General features: G+C 38.3%; 17 protein-coding genes. 8 read left to right on the top strand and 9 right to left on the bottom strand.

What is annotated here, in order from left to right; all coding sequences use genetic code 11:
* Nucleotides 1-568 precede the first annotated feature (568 nt).
* The 4 genes from ACK2WI_RS02440 to ACK2WI_RS02455 form a co-directional block, all read right to left on the bottom strand.
* Entirely contained in the window at nucleotides 569-769 is a 201-nt protein-coding gene (locus tag ACK2WI_RS02440) for a hypothetical protein (protein WP_409149644.1), read from the bottom strand.
* Nucleotides 770-1089: 320 nt separating this feature from the next.
* Nucleotides 1090-3189 (bottom strand): 3-hydroxyacyl-CoA dehydrogenase NAD-binding domain-containing protein, encoded by a 2100-nt coding sequence (locus tag ACK2WI_RS02445; protein WP_409149646.1) that lies wholly within the window; start codon nucleotides 3187-3189, stop codon nucleotides 1090-1092.
* Between the two features lie 24 nt (nucleotides 3190-3213).
* Nucleotides 3214-4377 carry an acyl-CoA dehydrogenase family protein gene (locus ACK2WI_RS02450; protein WP_409149648.1) on the bottom strand — a complete coding sequence of 388 codons (1164 nt, stop codon included), beginning with the start codon at nucleotides 4375-4377 and terminating at the stop codon, nucleotides 3214-3216.
* A gap of 244 nt (nucleotides 4378-4621) precedes the next feature.
* The gene (locus ACK2WI_RS02455) at nucleotides 4622-5047 is read right to left on the bottom strand and encodes a hypothetical protein (RefSeq protein ID WP_093097358.1); all 426 of its coding nucleotides are present in this window, start codon (nucleotides 5045-5047) and stop codon (nucleotides 4622-4624) included.
* A 764-nt stretch (nucleotides 5048-5811) separates the two neighbouring features.
* On the opposite strand from ACK2WI_RS02455, the gene ACK2WI_RS02460 reads away from it, so the two are divergent.
* Nucleotides 5812-6345, top strand: coding sequence for a GNAT family N-acetyltransferase (locus ACK2WI_RS02460; RefSeq protein WP_313366980.1), 534 nt, complete (start codon nucleotides 5812-5814; stop codon nucleotides 6343-6345).
* Between the two features lie 150 nt (nucleotides 6346-6495).
* Complete coding sequence (locus ACK2WI_RS02465; protein ID WP_312698424.1) at nucleotides 6496-7248, top strand: class I SAM-dependent methyltransferase; 753 nt, start codon at nucleotides 6496-6498, stop codon at nucleotides 7246-7248.
* Between the two features lie 142 nt (nucleotides 7249-7390).
* Here the strand turns inward: ACK2WI_RS02465 and ACK2WI_RS02470 are convergent, their stop codons facing one another.
* Together ACK2WI_RS02470 and ACK2WI_RS02475 are read right to left on the bottom strand one after the other, a co-directional pair.
* Nucleotides 7391-7921 carry a GNAT family N-acetyltransferase gene (locus tag ACK2WI_RS02470; RefSeq protein ID WP_093097361.1) on the bottom strand — a complete coding sequence of 177 codons (531 nt, stop codon included), beginning with the start codon at nucleotides 7919-7921 and terminating at the stop codon, nucleotides 7391-7393.
* 764 nt (nucleotides 7922-8685) lie between these two features.
* Nucleotides 8686-8949, bottom strand: a complete 264-nt coding sequence (locus tag ACK2WI_RS02475) for a hypothetical protein (protein ID WP_093097362.1) — start codon at nucleotides 8947-8949, stop codon at nucleotides 8686-8688.
* Between the two features lie 263 nt (nucleotides 8950-9212).
* On the opposite strand from ACK2WI_RS02475, the gene ACK2WI_RS02480 reads away from it, so the two are divergent.
* A complete protein-coding gene (locus ACK2WI_RS02480; RefSeq protein WP_093097364.1) occupies nucleotides 9213-9839 on the top strand; it encodes a metalloregulator ArsR/SmtB family transcription factor in 627 nt (208 codons plus the stop codon).
* 10 nt (nucleotides 9840-9849) lie between these two features.
* On the opposite strand, the gene ACK2WI_RS02485 is transcribed toward ACK2WI_RS02480, so the two are convergent.
* Nucleotides 9850-10185 (bottom strand): phosphoribosylpyrophosphate synthetase, encoded by a 336-nt coding sequence (locus ACK2WI_RS02485; protein WP_093097814.1) that lies wholly within the window; start codon nucleotides 10183-10185, stop codon nucleotides 9850-9852.
* Between the two features lie 105 nt (nucleotides 10186-10290).
* Here ACK2WI_RS02485 and ACK2WI_RS02490 point away from each other — a divergent pair, with 105 nt between their 5' ends.
* The 5 genes from ACK2WI_RS02490 to ACK2WI_RS02510 all read left to right on the top strand — a co-directional run bounded on the left by ACK2WI_RS02490 (nucleotide 10291) and on the right by ACK2WI_RS02510 (nucleotide 13547).
* Nucleotides 10291-10512: a hypothetical protein gene (locus ACK2WI_RS02490; protein WP_409149652.1), complete on the top strand. Its 222-nt coding sequence runs from the start codon at nucleotides 10291-10293 to the stop codon at nucleotides 10510-10512.
* Between the two features lie 321 nt (nucleotides 10513-10833).
* Complete coding sequence (locus tag ACK2WI_RS02495) at nucleotides 10834-11124, top strand: hypothetical protein (RefSeq protein ID WP_409149654.1); 291 nt, start codon at nucleotides 10834-10836, stop codon at nucleotides 11122-11124.
* Nucleotides 11117-11620: a GNAT family N-acetyltransferase gene (locus ACK2WI_RS02500; RefSeq protein ID WP_409149656.1), complete on the top strand. Its 504-nt coding sequence runs from the start codon at nucleotides 11117-11119 to the stop codon at nucleotides 11618-11620. The genes ACK2WI_RS02495 and ACK2WI_RS02500 overlap by 8 nt, the downstream gene beginning before the upstream one ends.
* Before the next feature lie 53 nt (nucleotides 11621-11673).
* Complete coding sequence (locus ACK2WI_RS02505; protein WP_409149658.1) at nucleotides 11674-12729, top strand: endonuclease/exonuclease/phosphatase family protein; 1056 nt, start codon at nucleotides 11674-11676, stop codon at nucleotides 12727-12729.
* 14 nt (nucleotides 12730-12743) lie between these two features.
* Nucleotides 12744-13547: a class I SAM-dependent methyltransferase gene (locus ACK2WI_RS02510; protein ID WP_409149660.1), complete on the top strand. Its 804-nt coding sequence runs from the start codon at nucleotides 12744-12746 to the stop codon at nucleotides 13545-13547.
* 52 nt (nucleotides 13548-13599) lie between these two features.
* On the opposite strand, the gene arsB is transcribed toward ACK2WI_RS02510, so the two are convergent.
* Both arsB and ACK2WI_RS02520 read right to left on the bottom strand, forming a co-directional pair.
* Nucleotides 13600-14643, bottom strand: coding sequence for an ACR3 family arsenite efflux transporter (gene arsB, locus ACK2WI_RS02515; protein ID WP_409149662.1), 1044 nt, complete (start codon nucleotides 14641-14643; stop codon nucleotides 13600-13602).
* Nucleotides 14644-15261, bottom strand: coding sequence for a low molecular weight phosphatase family protein (locus ACK2WI_RS02520; RefSeq protein WP_409149664.1), 618 nt, complete (start codon nucleotides 15259-15261; stop codon nucleotides 14644-14646).
* Between the last annotated feature and the right edge of the window lie 13 nt (nucleotides 15262-15274).

Genomic DNA, 15274 nt, shown 5'->3' on the forward strand with positions numbered 1-15274 from the left:
AAGTCGCGCAAAAACGATGTTCGATTAATCGAACATCGTTTTTGCATTACCCCTATATTGTTTACCATCCATGCTAAAATAATTCATCCCCGCTAGGGATGTATGGCGGATAAAATATATTCTCCAGATAAATAAATATAGGTCTAAATACCTAGAAACACAGATTTAACAAACCTGTCATTGGTACGAAGGAAGAATCTCGGATCTTTGCAAACCATAATTCCATTGGCGAACAGGTCCTTAATCTTCGATCAAGGATGACAAGCACATGTTGGGACATTTACGTACAGATTCTTCACTAATCGTTCAGAATTGGAATCCTCCTGAGAGGGATTCAGAGCGAAGCGAAGAATCTATTGTTTTTATTTTTTTAGGAAGATTTTGTTATTTCTAAATCGTAAGCTGAGAAAACCATTTCAAATGAAGAGTGTATAGTTCCGAGACCCTTCCTAGGTCAGGATGGACGGCATAATTGGGAACGCAGTTTGAGGAACTGACCGCAAAACAAACCTATTATATGTTCAAAAAATGCTGGGGGCTTATGAAAGGCCTACGGAATTGGGGTCATTTATAGTCTAGAAGCAACCTCCAAATCTTGGTCCATCCAGTAGGTGAGCGGCATCTCGGCTCCGCTCGATGGTCGTTGAGAGGGAGTCGAACCCCAGTTCTTGGTCCATCCTCCCATCCTCTGTGGGTTAGCCTGTCTAACCCTATCCTGGTTCATTCCCAGTTCTTGGTCTATCCTCCCATCCCATCCATCCTGGTTCAAATATCCAGTGGGTGAGCGACATCTCGGCTCCGCTGATCGTCGAGAGGGATTCAGAGCACAGCGAAGAATCTATTGTTTTATTTTTTTTGAGATGGTTGACATTTCGAAATCGTAAGATGAGAAAACCATTTCTATTGAAAAATGTAACATTCCGAGACCCTTCGGCAGAGCCTTCAGGGTGACACGAAAAGGGTATAGAAAAATGTTAACCCCTTCTAGGGGTGATCCCTTGTGCGACAATCACTCAGCACAAATAAAAATTGGGCTTATGTACCATAAGCCCAATTTCACTATCTTTTTCTGAAGGTTTTCAGACCACTCTACTCATCAACCCAGTTAGATTCAAATCCGTCATAAAACTGGAAACCTTCATCTCTCAATTTGACCAATGAATCTGGGATTTCCCACTCATCGCCATATTGACTGAAATTTTCACAGATCTTCACGAATTCATCCAAACCGATCATATCGATATAACCAAATACCCCACCGGTCTGAACTGGATAGCCTAATCCCATTACGGAACCTAGATCCCCATCAATTGGACTAAATAAAACCCCTTCTTCCAGACAACGATAACTATCCAAAGCCAAAACCGCCAATAATCGATCTTGGATATCTTTTGCAGAAATTTGGCTATCAAGATCCTTTAATTCAGGATCGGAATAGTATTTTTTAGGCTTATTATCAGGATAATCATAAAACCCACGACTGGATTTTCTTCCGGTCCTTCCTTTTTTGATCATCCGCTGTAGGTAGTTGTATACTCTCTTCTGACTGAAGCTCATATCAGGCAACTGTTCATATACATGGACCATCAATGGCAATGAGATCTCATCCAATACCGCTAATGGACCTACGGCAAAACCTGCAAGCTTAGCGCCTTCCTCAATTCTTTCCATAGGAACACCCTCTAACAACATGGTAATTCCTTCCAATAGGTAATAGAAAAATATTCGGGAGGTAAAAAATGCCGGTCCATCATTCACCACGATCGGAATCTTTTTAAGTTTACCGACAAAACTCAATGCTTTGTCCAGTGTTTCCTCCGAGGTTTCCTTACCGCGGATGACTTCCACCAATGCCATACGATCTACCGGTGAGAAAAAATGCAAACCAATAAAACGACTAGGATCATCAAATGATTTCGATAATTTACTGATCGGCAAAGAAGTAGTATTGGATGCGAATAGACCACTTTGTGCTAAATATCGCTTGCTATCATTGATGACCTCCGCTTTCAATCGCTTATCTTCAAAGACTGCTTCAACAATAATTTCCACGCCATCTAAATCCTCTAATTGATCCGTAGGAAGAATGCGCTCCAATATCTTAGGCTTATCATCCTCCTTCATCTTATTCAATTCAATCAGTTTATTGCACAGCCTCTCAGAATAAGCTCTGCCCTTTTCGGCATTTTGCAGATCCACATCCTTTAAGATCACATCAATTCCTGCTTTCGCCACTTCATAGGCTATACCAGAACCCATCATCCCAGCTCCGATAACGGCGACCTTGCTGATTTCCGCATCTTCAATTTCTTTACACATGGAAATCGCATCCTCAACTGCATAATGGAATGTTCTCACCCTTGCTAGGGTTTCCTTCGCGGTCAACAAACCTACATAGGCAAGGTGTTCCTTTGTCAGCAACTCTTTATAGCTCTGCCCTTCAGAACCTTGTATCAAACTCAATATTACCTCAGTCAGCAACAAAGGCTTTATAGCCTTGGCATTTAATTTTTGTATGGCTTCTGATAATTTACCCTGATCAACCTTCCATTTGAACTTATCCGACTTATTGAGGGCTGAATTTTCCTGGAGCCAAGCTTGAACCTGTTCCCAAGAACTGATTCTATCTTGGATAAGACCTGTTTTTTCAGCTTCATCAGGTTTGATCAACCTACCTGAATTTAATAGATCGAAAACAAATTCTGCATCCACAAGCCCTAATAATTTACTGAAGCTTCCGTTACCGGTCAACATGCCAAAGGCACCTTCTGGGAAACCCATCTTGGCTTTAGGACCGATCCCAATACGTCGATCAAATAGCAACAGAAAAGCAGCTGCCAAACCTGTACAAGCTTTATCAAATAAAACAACCGTCGGTTTCTCGATTTCAGAAAGCTCAATGATCATTTCATCGATATGCTCCAATTTAGTAAGGAAACCTTCTTTTCCGGCCATATAGATCAATTCCTCATAATCTGCATCCCTAAACTTTCCTTCCAAGATCAATTGCAAACTAGTACAATCACTTTTCTTAAGGACAGAAAGAAGTAGTTCGATACAGAACTTGAATTCATCTAATGAAAGATCATGTGGACGCGATCTTACGTTGATCCATCTCAATTGATAGACCCCATCAGCATTTTTACTGACACTGATTTGCTCTTTAATTCTCTCCTTAATTTTACTCATTATCCTCTTATTTACATCGGTTAATTATCGTTTTTCATAATCCACTTCATCAATGAATATCTTCGACAGAATTTCAAGCATAATTTCCGATGTTCCCCCAATGATGGTACCAACACGTACATCTCGGTATAATCTGGAAATCTTATAATCTTCTGTAAAGCCATAGCCACCAAACAACTGCAGGCATTCTCCAACAATTTTGATGGCCAGCTCACTACATTGCAGTTTAGCAATGGAACATTCCTTAACTGCATATTTTTTCTGATTCTCAAGGTCACAACAGTGATAGACGAAACTTTTTAAAACCTCAATATCGGCCATCATCTGCGACACTCTATGACGAATAACTTGAAAATCCTTCAATTGTTTGTTAAATGCCGACCTTTCTTTCAGATAATTGAGTGTGTATTCTACTGCTGATTCCGCGGTAGCGAGGCTATGTATGGCAGCTGTCAAACGCTCGAGCTGCAATCCGCCCATCAAATATTTAAATCCTTTTCCAATTTCACCAATTAAGTGGTCTTTTGGAACCTTTACATTATCAAAGCCCAGTTCGGCCGTATCGGAAGCATGCCAACCTAATTTCTGGATCTTATTGGTTGTCAAGCCTTCTGATCCTTTATCGATCAACAATAAGCTAATCCCTGAGGATCCGGCTTTGGGATCTGTTTTTACCACGGTAATATAGAAATCACCGTAATAGCCATTGGTGATAAAAGTCTTGGAGCCATTGACCAAGAAATAGTCACCCTGATCAATCGCTGTGGTCTTGATGTTCTGAACATCCGAACCAGCTCCAGGTTCAGTAATTGCAATTGCACTAACCAGTTCCCCAGAAATGACCCTACTCAAGTACTTTTCTTTGAGAAATGTCGAACCATATTTCAATAAATAAGGCGCAGACATATATTCTATTACAAGCGCAGAAATGGTAAACCCTCCAGAAAAGCAATATGATAGTTCTTCGCAAAATATTAGGGAATAATAGAAATCTAGGTCTAATCCGCCATATTCTTCGGGATAAATTAGGCCTAAGTAACCCATCTCTCCCATTTTCCGCCAGATGGCTTTATCAATTTTACCGGTACTCTCCCATTCATCGATATGTGGGAGGATTTCTTTTTTGATAAATGAACGTAAACTCTCCCTGAAAAATTGGTGTTCAGGGCTAATTGGTGTCGTAAGCATATAAGTTTATTTGGTTTTAAAGAGCATAGATTAAACAGAAATAAATTAATGCTCTTATTGGGATAAATTTAGGAAATAATGGTCAAATTTCCATAAATTATCCGTTAAAACAAAAGGCATCAGACAGATTGCAAATTCCTTCTATAAATAAGAGGTTTATATTTGTCCTGGCCAAAAAACTAGAAGAAAACCAGGGCAAATGGAAGGTCTTGCTTATCCGCCGATGCCTAAAATTGTTGAATGATTATTCAAAGTAATTTCCAGAAATCTCTTTTATCTTTTCGTCAAAGATTTCTTCTGGACAGTGTATCAATTGTCTCAATGCAAATAATTGATAGAAACTGGGTTCATCAAGGATGTTCAAGAACAGAAACATCTCTTTAAGGATCAATCTTTCTTTATCATCCGAACGTGAAGACAAAACTTCCAATAAGGTCAGTTTTATCTCGTTTAAGCTAAGTTTATAATGGGTCAACCCACCGCCTAAGCTCCAAAATCCTTGATCAATTATGTCCTTATATTTGATGCGTTCAAATAGGTTGATTATCTGCGAACGTTGCTCAACACTCAAGTTTTCTAAGTTTTTTGAAGTGGTAAAACAATTCGCAGCGACATCCTGTAGTTTCCTTTCAAGATCCTGCCCTTCCAAAGTGTTGTTTGGTATTTCCATATTAAAATAATTAAGATATTTCAAAAGCTTATTGCTCCTCCCCAATCATGTCCGCAATCGCTTTTAGTCAATAAACCACTGTACCGAAACGTATATATAGCATATATACAGCCCAGCCCATTGCGATTAGCGTTATTAATCTGCAATAAATTTTAATTACTACCCAAAGGAATTACCTGTACAAAAGTAACTATATTTAAATTAATTTAATATTAAAACATATTTTTTATTATATTTTTAATAAAGAGAAAACAACAGAATTATTGAATCGCAATAAATAACCAAGCCTGAATTTTTTTTCAGCAAACTATAAATCAATCCATTAAGCATTGCATACTTTGCTAAAAATCAATTTTTTCATTATTTTATAAATTAAAATTTTCATAAAACTAGATGAAGTTGGTTTAAAATTTAACATATAAACATTAAGTAATTGTTAATTATACCAGATGGAAATCTTAGCGCTTTGCAATTATCCTATATGGAACCAAGAATTTTTGATGAGGCTGTTTATTTAACAAAAAAAAGTCATCAAGGCTGATGACTTTTTGACTATGATTTTCTTAGGTAGTTAAAATACGATTTATTAAACTAATTTTAGAATTATTAAACGACTAAATTAGATAAATAAGGACTTAATAGCCAAATATTATTTGCAAAATTTCCGTTATTTTGTCAGATTATTTCGACAAAAAAATAAAATATTGCTTCAACAACTATATTTCTGTAATTTTATTAAACCAATTAATAAACTTTAACCAAAAATGTCCACAGTTTCTGAAACCAAAAGGCTGATTCTCCGTGAAATTTCCACAGCCGACCGTAATGACATGTTCGAAATGGATGCTGACACCGAGGTACATCAGTATATCTTCAACCAACCTGTAAAATCCATCCAAGAAATTGATGAAGCAATACAATTTATTAAAACCCAATACCTAGAAAATGGCGTTGCTCGCTGGGCCATTATCAAAAAAGACGGTATGGAAATGATTGGCTGGTGTGGATTAAAGTACATCAAGGAGCCCTTGAATGGGATCAGTAATTTTTATGACCTAGGTTATAGACTCAAAAGAAAGCATTGGGGAAATGGATTTGCATCAGAGGCATGTATTGCCAGCTTGAAATACGCCAAGGAGGTCCTGGACCTTAAGAAAGTCTACGCTACGGTACATCCTGAAAACGTTGGCTCACTAAATGTGCTGAAGAAAATGGGTTTTGAAATCGGTGAAATTTTTGATTACGAAGGATCCCCTTCTTTTTTCTGTGAATTAGACCTCGATAAGTTCAATTTTTAAAGAAGGTCCACATTAAAAAAAACCTGTCATTAAAAATCTACTAAATTCATATCCTCTTAATAATCAATAAAAATTATCTTAAACAATAGCTTTTTTGCTCATCAATTATTCGTAAATTTAAGAGACAAATAGATGTAAAAAAAAGGTACTATGGCAACTTTTAGCGACAACTTCTCTAAACAAGCATCTATTTATGCTCAGTTTAGACCATCATACCCTCACGAGCTGTATGATTATCTCAGCAACTTAACTCCAGCGCATGATTTGGCATGGGACTGTGGAACGGGAAACGGCCAATCTGCCATACATTTAGCCGACTTTTATAATCAAGTCTATGCCTCAGACCCTAGCGAAGCCCAAATAAAAAATGCTTTCGAGCATGAAAAGGTGACTTACCATGTGGAAAAGGCAGAAGAACCCAGCCTTCCTGAGCATGCTGTCGATATAATCACTGTGGCACAAGCCATACACTGGTTCGATATCGACAAGTTCTACGAAGCTGCAAAAAAAGTCCTTAAAAAAGATGGAATCATTGCTGTCTGGGCCTATGCTGTCCCACAAGTAGACAAAAACATCGATCCCATCACCCAAAATTTCCATGATAAGACCGTAGGTCCATATTGGCCTTCTGAGATCAAATTACTGCAACAGGGTTACACCACCATACCTTTTCCTTTCCGGGAAATTGAACCTCCTGAATTCTATATCCGCAAAAAATATAAACTCCAGGATTTCCTTGGCCATCTGTTGAGCTGGTCTGCTACACAACGCTATATCCAACAGGAAGAAAGAAATCCTCTCTTTAAATTAAAGGAGGAATTAGTCCCCTTTTGGAAGGATGAGGAAGAAGCTAAACAGGTAACCTGGAAGATCATTATGCGCGTTGGAAAATTACCGAGTTAATTTTTTAATATTCCAAACAAACTTTATTAAACAAATCCTGTTTAATTCTTGGGTTTGGTGACAGAAAAAAAAGTATTTCATCAAAAAAAGAGGTTCTATCGAACCTCTTTCTATTTATTTCTCAATTATTATTTAAGCTTTTTTAATCATCTAATTTCTTTTCGAAAGCTTTCCTAGCGCTACCCCGGAAGTATACCTCCCCACAATACACATAGCCTAACTTTTCCAATACCCTTAACATCCCCGTATTATCAAAGTTGGTATCCACTTTCAGGCTCAAATAACCATTGTCAAAACTCAGCTTCTGAGCTTCCTCCAGCATCCAGGTCGCCTGCCCTTTCACATAATTCGCTTGGGAAACAGCAATCCTATGCACTACAGAAAAAGGCCTATTGGTCAACCATTGATCGGCGATCGCCTCATAGGCTGGCTCTCCATCAAAAATCAGCGCCAAATAGCCCGTCAATTTTCCCCTGGGATCAATACTCACATAACCATACCCCTTTTCAATATCCGTTTTCACCACATCAAGGTTAGGATAACCATCTTGCCATTGGTTACTTCCCTCCTCGCGCCTTTTATCGATCGCCTCTTGCATAATGGACCAAATCAACTCTGCTTCCTCTGGCAAAGCTTTTCTAAAAGTAAATCCTGAAAATTGTTCTTTTGACATAACCAAAAATACTGTTTTTATTCAGATTCCATTTTAATCAAGCAGGAAGTTTTTAAGCTATAATATTGTCCTTATTTTTTTCTTCTAGATTAGGTTTGGATGGAGAAGATCAATCGAACCTGGTTTTACTCTTGTTCGAGGCATATTCGGAAAATTCAAAATATGCCTCGAATAAGGTTAAGAAAAAAGCAAGACCTATTCTGATTGCTCCGGAATAAATTGAGCTACAATAATGACCAAGGGAAACCCAGGCTCTTTGTAAACCAACAGGGGATTAGAAAGATAAAAAAAATTCCCCAAAGGGCTTTGGGGAATTTACAGAAACGGGTTTTGATAACCCTTATGAACCAATTTAATTAATGATGATCTTGTATGTCGTTTTGTTATTTATCAATGAAACTTTATAAAGTAAGGGGTTATAACTATGCAAGGCCCATCCTATTGTAATTATAACCCTTCACCAAGGTTGAGTTTAGGTTTTATTTTTAAAGCAGTACCAATGCCCTTTGTCCAAATCTAAAAAGATTCCATTTCCCATCCATCCTGTACCATCCTGCAAAAATTCTTGTTTTGAAAGCATTTTCTTGCTTAAATCGAAATCTAGGCGCATTATTCCTTAAATAAAACAAGTATTAATTATTAAAAATTTTCATTAAGTAAGGCCGTAACTTTTATTTTTCTTCAGAAAATGCTGGTTTTTAGCGAAACAAAAAAGCGGATCCTTCAACAGAAAGACCCGCCAGACAAATAGAAATGAAAAAATATTAAGCAATCTTGACCTTAGGATCAAGTACTTTGATCAAATCAGCTTTTAGGAAAGCGACGCGGAATCCGTAGCTCAACAAGGTGTTTTGAATGTCGTTCTCCAGCCGACCTGGAGCATGGACATTCATGACATATTGTTTATCATCCATATCAATCGATATCGGACCCAATTGAGGATATTCGCGAGCTAACTTTTCAAAGATTTGTTGCCTTTGCAAAAGCGCATTTAATGGTGCTCGAAAGGATAATATGTAGTTCTCCATGATAAGGTTGTGTTAATTGAAGTAATAGCTAACAATCTATTCCAGATTGTGTATATCAAAGTTAAAAAATAGTTTTAATAAAACAAGTATACACTTGTTTTATTAAAGCAAAATTAATGCAGGATTAATGATAAAATAACCTATAAAAGAACAAATAACACTGTATTAGGGGGAAATATAGATTTTTCCTATTCTCCTTAGAAAATATCTATTGAAATTATTTATTTATATTTGCTATAATAAAGCAAGAAATAACTTGGCTAATGAAGAAGAGCAATTCGGACAAAATTATTATGTTGATGAAGATGCGTGGTGAAATTGATGCCGCTTGCATCGCTGAGGAATTAGGCATCAGCAAGGAAGGTGCGAGGCAACAATTATTAAAGCTTTCTGAAGAAGGTTTGGTCCATGGCGTATGCAAAAAATCAGGGGTTGGTAGACCTTTTACCTTTTATTCCTTAAGCCAGACCGGACTTGCCAAGTTTCCCGACAACCATGCCGATATTACAGTACAACTTCTACAGTCCATCAAGTCGCTCTTGGGCGATAATGCCTTAGACTTGCTGATCACAGATCGTGAAAAAAGCTCCTATTTGAGGTACGAAGAAAAACTAAAGGGTTCCAAAAGCATCAGTGACAAATTAAAGAAATTGGCTCAAATCAGGTCTGAAGAAGGCTATATGGCGGAATGGAAGAAAGAGGGTCAGACCTATTACTTAATTGAAAATCATTGTCCAATTTGTGCTGCTGCAACGGAATGTCAGCAATTCTGCCGGGCAGAACTCAAGAACTTCAGGGCATTATTAGGTGAGGACCTGGAGGTAAATCGGGTCAAACATATTTTAGCAGATGATAACCGCTGTGTGTACAAGATTGAGAAGAAACAATAAACCAAACAGTTTAATCATTTCTTGATCTTCGATTTAATTCTTCAACCAATCGCGAAGCCGTAAAACTAAAATCAGCACCAAAGCTATTGATCACTAATCCTTTGATGAGGTTATCGGTCGAGGAAATAGCAAACAAAATGCTTTCATCCCCCGGATCCGTCATCCCTTCAAAACGGTAAATCTCATCGATCACAAATTGCTCTGGAGAAAGCTCCATCGAACGACCTACACAAAACAAACACTCCCCCTCCTCCTGAATCACAAAATCTTCTACATAACCCATGCTTTGCAAGTCATTGACAGCCTCACTTAACGTATCGTAACTCTTCCTATTTCTTGGTTCCATAGTATTTTGATTTATTAGAATAACCCTGATTATCAGATTATTGTAATTTAATAAATTATCCGAAAACAATGGACATCTTAAAGTAAATAAATAAAAAGAGGATGTTTGGAGTGGATAATTTGGTATTTGAACCAGGATGTGGCTCAACTCCGCTCGCCAACCAAGGATAAGAGGATGGGCCAAGAACTGGGCGGGAACCAGGATGTGGCTCGACTCCGCTCGCCAACCGAGGATAAGAGGATGGGCCAAGATTATTTGGGGGATAATACGTTTTTGCGCGACCTCCAGGATGAAGATTTTGTTAAAACTATGTTTCTAGCCATTTAGTCCCATATTTATTTATCTGAAGAATATTTATTATCCGCCATACATCCCCAGCGGGGATAAATTATTTTAGCACGAATGGTATTGAACAATATAGGGTTAATGCAAAAACGATGTTCGATTAATCGAACATCGTTTTTGCGCGACTTCCAGCCTAATGTGCCATGTCTGCTAAAATAATGGAACCTCGATAGGGTTATATCTCAATAATATAAAAACCATTTTTTTGCCTTGCACTTTGCAGTCTTCACATTCCAATAAATTTAGGTCAAATTTTTTATCTCAGGTTGATGGAATGATTGTGAACCATATGTTCAAAAAAGGATGCGGGCTTATGCAATAAGCCCCTACGGAATTGGGGTCAAATATAGTCTAGAATACAACTGCCAGATCTTGGTCTATCCTCGCATCCCGTACCCTGAGCCGTACCCTAGCGGAGCCGAAGGGGCGTCGAAGGGCATCCTGGTTCATTTCCTGATCTTGGTCTATCCTCCCATCCCATCCATCCTGGTTCAAATCCCCGATGGTCGTAGAACCCCAAATATCCTGCCTCCAACCCTACTCCAAAACCTCTCCCAAAACCTTATATTTGTCCAAAGAAATCCACATGACTAATATAAAATTCAGGGAGGCTAATTATGCAGATCTTAACCGGATTGTAGAAATCTACAATACCACCATTGCTTCTAGAATGGTTACTGCTGATTTAGAACCTGTATCTGTTGAAAGCAGGAACAATTGGTTTTATGAACACAATGCTAAGCATAGGCCTTTATGGATTTTGGAGATGGAGAATAACACCGTTGGTTGGCTTAGTTTTCAATCTTTTTATGGCAGACCCGCCTACAACGCGACTGCAGAGATCAGCATTTATTTGGATCCAACTGTAAGGGGAAAGGGTTTAGGAAAAACCGCCTTGGAATATGCCATCAGCCAGGCACCTGGATTGGGCATTAAAACCTTATTAGGTTTTATCTTTTCTCATAACCAGCCGAGTCTGAAACTTTTCCAACATTTTGGCTTTGAGGAATGGGCAAACCTGCCCAATATCGCCCAATTGGATGATATGGAAAGAGGGCTAATCATTATGGGAAAAAGGATCGTTCCTTAACTATCATTTTGAGTCTTTTCCAAACAAAAATAATTTTCTCTTATTTTAGTAAAATGGAAATCGCACTAATTGTCTTTGGGAGTTTGTTAATTATTTTTACCATTCTTCCTCTGATTCGTCAGGATCATTGGACCTTTCGAGTATTCGAATACCCTAGAATCCAAAAACTTGCACTCTCTGTTCTTTGGATAATCCTATATTTCATACACTCAGACTTTCAAAGCACCGTGTTGCTGGTTTTTGGGATACTAATCCTAATCAATGTCATTTATCTTCTCAAACAAATATTACCCTTTACCCCAGTTTGGAAAAAGCAAGTCTATAAGGCGGATAAAATTGATGACAAGAACAGTCTGAAGGTCATGATTTCCAATGTGTATGAGGACAACGATGATTATAAAGGTTGTTTGAGTGTGGTCCATAGTAATAAGCCTGATCTTTTGCTGCTATTAGAAACTAGTCATGAATGGGATCGACAGACTCAATCTCTGGAAACTGATTACAAATACCAGGTAAAGATTCCAATTGACAATACCTATGGGATGTTATTTTACTCCAAATTTCCAATCCATAATGCGGAAGTGAAATACCTTGTAGAAGATGAAATTCCCAGTATCGATTGCCAGATTGAGCTTCCTTCGGGGCAACTCGTTCAGGTTTTTGCGGTCCATCCTACTCCACCTGTTCCCAATGAGAATCCGAGATCGACAGAAAGGGACAAAGAGCTGTTGATCGTGGCTGAGAAAGCTAAAAAATGTGATCTGCCAGTCATTGTTATTGGCGATTTAAATGATGTCGCATGGAGCTATACCACTGAATTATTCCTGAAGATGAGCGAATTGCTCGACCCGCGGCGAGGAAGAGGTTTTTACAATACCTTCCATGCCAAACAGCCTCTGATGCAATTTCCCTTGGACCATGCTTTTATCTCTGCCGATTTTAAATTGAGGGAATTAAAGAAATTGGACAATTATAATTCTGATCACTTTCCTATATTCGTACATATACAATTTGAGAAAAGCGCAGAGGAAGAGCAGGAAGACAATCAATTGGAGGCCAACCAAGAGGATAAAGAAATGGCTGCTGAGAAACGGAATGCAGACACTTAGAAGACCAATAGACCATGAACGAGCAACATAATTACAAGGAGATCAACAAGAATCTGTGGAATCAAAAAACCGCAGCGCATGTGGATAGTGACTTTTATGATAACGATGGATTTCTGAAGGGAAAAAGCTCTTTAAACCCTATTGAAATAGAATTATTGGGAGATGTAAATGGCAAGAAAATCCTTCATCTGCAATGTCATTTTGGCCAAGATAGCCTTTCCCTTGCTCGCTTAGGTGCGAAAGTAACGGGATTAGACCTATCAGACCGAGCCATCGAACAAGCCAAAAAAATAAATGATCAACTTGGTTTAGACGCCCAATTCATCTGTTCGGATGTATACGATGCTCCAGCTTCTTTAAACGGTCTTTTTGACATCATCTATACAAGTTATGGCACTATTGGTTGGTTGCCTGATTTGAACCGTTGGGCGGAGGTAATTTCAAGATGCTTAAAACCCGACGGAAAACTAGTATTTGTCGAGTTCCATCCGGTGGTCTGGATGTTTGACTATGATTTCAGTAAGTTCCAATATTCTTATTTTAATGATGGTGCAATCATTGAGGTCCAAGAAGGAACTTATGCCGATCGAAATGCAGACATTGTTGCCGAGGAAGTTTCTTGGAACCACTCCTTATCTGAAGTTTTCCAAGGTTTATTGAACAATGGACTACAAATAGAATCCTTCGCAGAATATGATTATTCGCCTTACAATTGTTTTAAAAATACAGTAGAAATTGAAGCCGGCAAATATCAAATCAAAGGATTGGAGAAGACCATTCCGATGTTGTACTCCATTACAGCAAGGAAAAAAAGCTAAGTGAAGAAATTAAAGCATCCAGTTGAATTATCTTGAACTGGATGCTTTTTCATTACACTGGTTTCACCATAAAATATTTTTTTCGAAACCAAAAGGCCAGGTTTACCAATGCTATCAATGCCGGCACTTCCACCAAGGGCCCAATCACCCCGACAAATGCTTGACCACTATTAATTCCGAAGACCGCAATGGCAACCGCAATTGCCAATTCAAAATTATTCCCGGCGGCCGTAAAAGCTATAGCCGTGCTTTGCGAATAATCTGCCCCCACCCTTTTCCCCGCCAGAAAGCTAACAACGAACATAATGGCAAAGTAAATGACTAAAGGTATGGCTACCCTAAGCACATCAAGAGGTAATTGCACGATCATTTCACCTTTAAGGCTAAACATAACAATAATGGTGAAGAGTAGCGAAATAAGAGTGATTGGAGAGATGAATGGAATAAATTTATTTTGGAACCAATCCTCTCCTTTTATGGCAATCAATGTATAACGACTGATAATTCCCATCAGGAATGGAATACCCAGATAGATTCCCACGCTCTTTGCAATCTCTAGGATTGAAATATCCACTGAAATACCTGCTACACCAAAATATGGAGGCAAGACGGTAATAAAAAAATAAGCAAAAAGGCTATATAAGATCACTTGGAAGATACTATTCAATGCAATCAATCCGGCGGCATATTCCCGATTTCCTTCTGCGAGCTCATTCCAAACGACCACCATGGCGATACAGCGAGCCAAACCGATCAAAATCAATCCTGTCATATATTCGGGATAACCGTTGAGGAACAATATTGCCAAGACAAACATGAGAACAGGTCCGATAATCCAATTTAAGATTAAGGATGTCGTCAATACTTTAATATTTCGAAAAACTTTTCCAATATGTTCATACTTCACCTTAGCTAATGGTGGGTACATCATGAGAATAAGTCCAATGGCTAAAGGAATGTTCGTCGATCCGGTTTGAAAATGGTTAATCCATTGCGAAGAGGAAGGAAACATTTTACCAATAGTAACTCCAATTGCCATGGCTAAAAATATCCAGAGGGTTAGATAGCGATCAAGAAATTTTAGTTTTGAATTCATCTATTCGGCTTTGATTTGTGAAAAAACATAGAACATTTCCTCAGCAATCTGGAGACTACGTGATGCATAGACTGCTGCTTGCTCCGGGGAGCCATCTGAAATCTTAGGGTCTTCGTAAGTTACAGGGATCCTCTTCTCGGCACCTGGAATAAAAGGACAACCTGCATCCGCTTGGGTACAGGTCATGATGGCTGCAAATCCAGATGCAGGATTAAAGGGATGGTCATGTTTTTTAGAAAAACCAATAATCGGCGGATCTGTTTTTGCATATTTTATTGCGTAAATAGGATTCTCTGATCCTGATAATTTAAAAATCTCAAAACCTTGTGGCTTCAATGTATCAATCACCGTAGGGAATAAGCTCGTTTCTTCGGTTCCTCCAGAATAACAATTTACATTGGGAATATTAAAATAGGCAGCTGCAGTCTGCGCCCAAATCTGAGATAAATGACTACGACGTGAATTGTGTGTACAGATGAAGTTGATATTGATTTTCTCTTTAGCATTTGTTTTATGCTGGATGAAATCGATAAGTGGTTTTAGGATCTCCTTTCGCGTGCAGTTGTCAAAGTCTAACCAGTTTAATTGGTTTATGCTGTTTGTTAAATTGGCATTCATAAATTGTAATAAA

The organism is Sphingobacterium sp. BS-2, from assembly GCF_046161205.1.
Classification (GTDB): domain Bacteria; phylum Bacteroidota; class Bacteroidia; order Sphingobacteriales; family Sphingobacteriaceae; genus Sphingobacterium; species Sphingobacterium mizutaii.

What these genes read in the sequence shown, in the direction of transcription:
- ACK2WI_RS02445 (WP_409149646.1), bottom strand. Translation starts at nt 3,189, where the DNA reads ATGAGTAAAATTAAGGAGAGAATTAAAGAGCAAATCAGTGTCAGTAAA.
- ACK2WI_RS02450 (WP_409149648.1), bottom strand. Translation starts at nt 4,377, where the DNA reads ATGCTTACGACACCAATTAGCCCTGAACACCAATTTTTCAGGGAGAGT.
- ACK2WI_RS02455 (WP_093097358.1), bottom strand. Translation starts at nt 5,047, where the DNA reads ATGGAAATACCAAACAACACTTTGGAAGGGCAGGATCTTGAAAGGAAA.
- ACK2WI_RS02460 (WP_313366980.1), top strand. Translation starts at nt 5,812, where the DNA reads ATGTCCACAGTTTCTGAAACCAAAAGGCTGATTCTCCGTGAAATTTCC.
- ACK2WI_RS02465 (WP_312698424.1), top strand. Translation starts at nt 6,496, where the DNA reads ATGGCAACTTTTAGCGACAACTTCTCTAAACAAGCATCTATTTATGCT.
- ACK2WI_RS02470 (WP_093097361.1), bottom strand. Translation starts at nt 7,921, where the DNA reads ATGTCAAAAGAACAATTTTCAGGATTTACTTTTAGAAAAGCTTTGCCA.
- ACK2WI_RS02475 (WP_093097362.1), bottom strand. Translation starts at nt 8,949, where the DNA reads ATGGAGAACTACATATTATCCTTTCGAGCACCATTAAATGCGCTTTTG.
- ACK2WI_RS02480 (WP_093097364.1), top strand. Translation starts at nt 9,213, where the DNA reads ATGAAGAAGAGCAATTCGGACAAAATTATTATGTTGATGAAGATGCGT.
- ACK2WI_RS02485 (WP_093097814.1), bottom strand. Translation starts at nt 10,185, where the DNA reads ATGGAACCAAGAAATAGGAAGAGTTACGATACGTTAAGTGAGGCTGTC.
- ACK2WI_RS02495 (WP_409149654.1), top strand. Translation starts at nt 10,834, where the DNA reads ATGCGGGCTTATGCAATAAGCCCCTACGGAATTGGGGTCAAATATAGT.
- ACK2WI_RS02500 (WP_409149656.1), top strand. Translation starts at nt 11,117, where the DNA reads ATGACTAATATAAAATTCAGGGAGGCTAATTATGCAGATCTTAACCGG.
- ACK2WI_RS02505 (WP_409149658.1), top strand. Translation starts at nt 11,674, where the DNA reads ATGGAAATCGCACTAATTGTCTTTGGGAGTTTGTTAATTATTTTTACC.
- ACK2WI_RS02510 (WP_409149660.1), top strand. Translation starts at nt 12,744, where the DNA reads ATGAACGAGCAACATAATTACAAGGAGATCAACAAGAATCTGTGGAAT.
- arsB (WP_409149662.1), bottom strand. Translation starts at nt 14,643, where the DNA reads ATGAATTCAAAACTAAAATTTCTTGATCGCTATCTAACCCTCTGGATA.
- ACK2WI_RS02520 (WP_409149664.1), bottom strand. Translation starts at nt 15,261, where the DNA reads ATGAATGCCAATTTAACAAACAGCATAAACCAATTAAACTGGTTAGAC.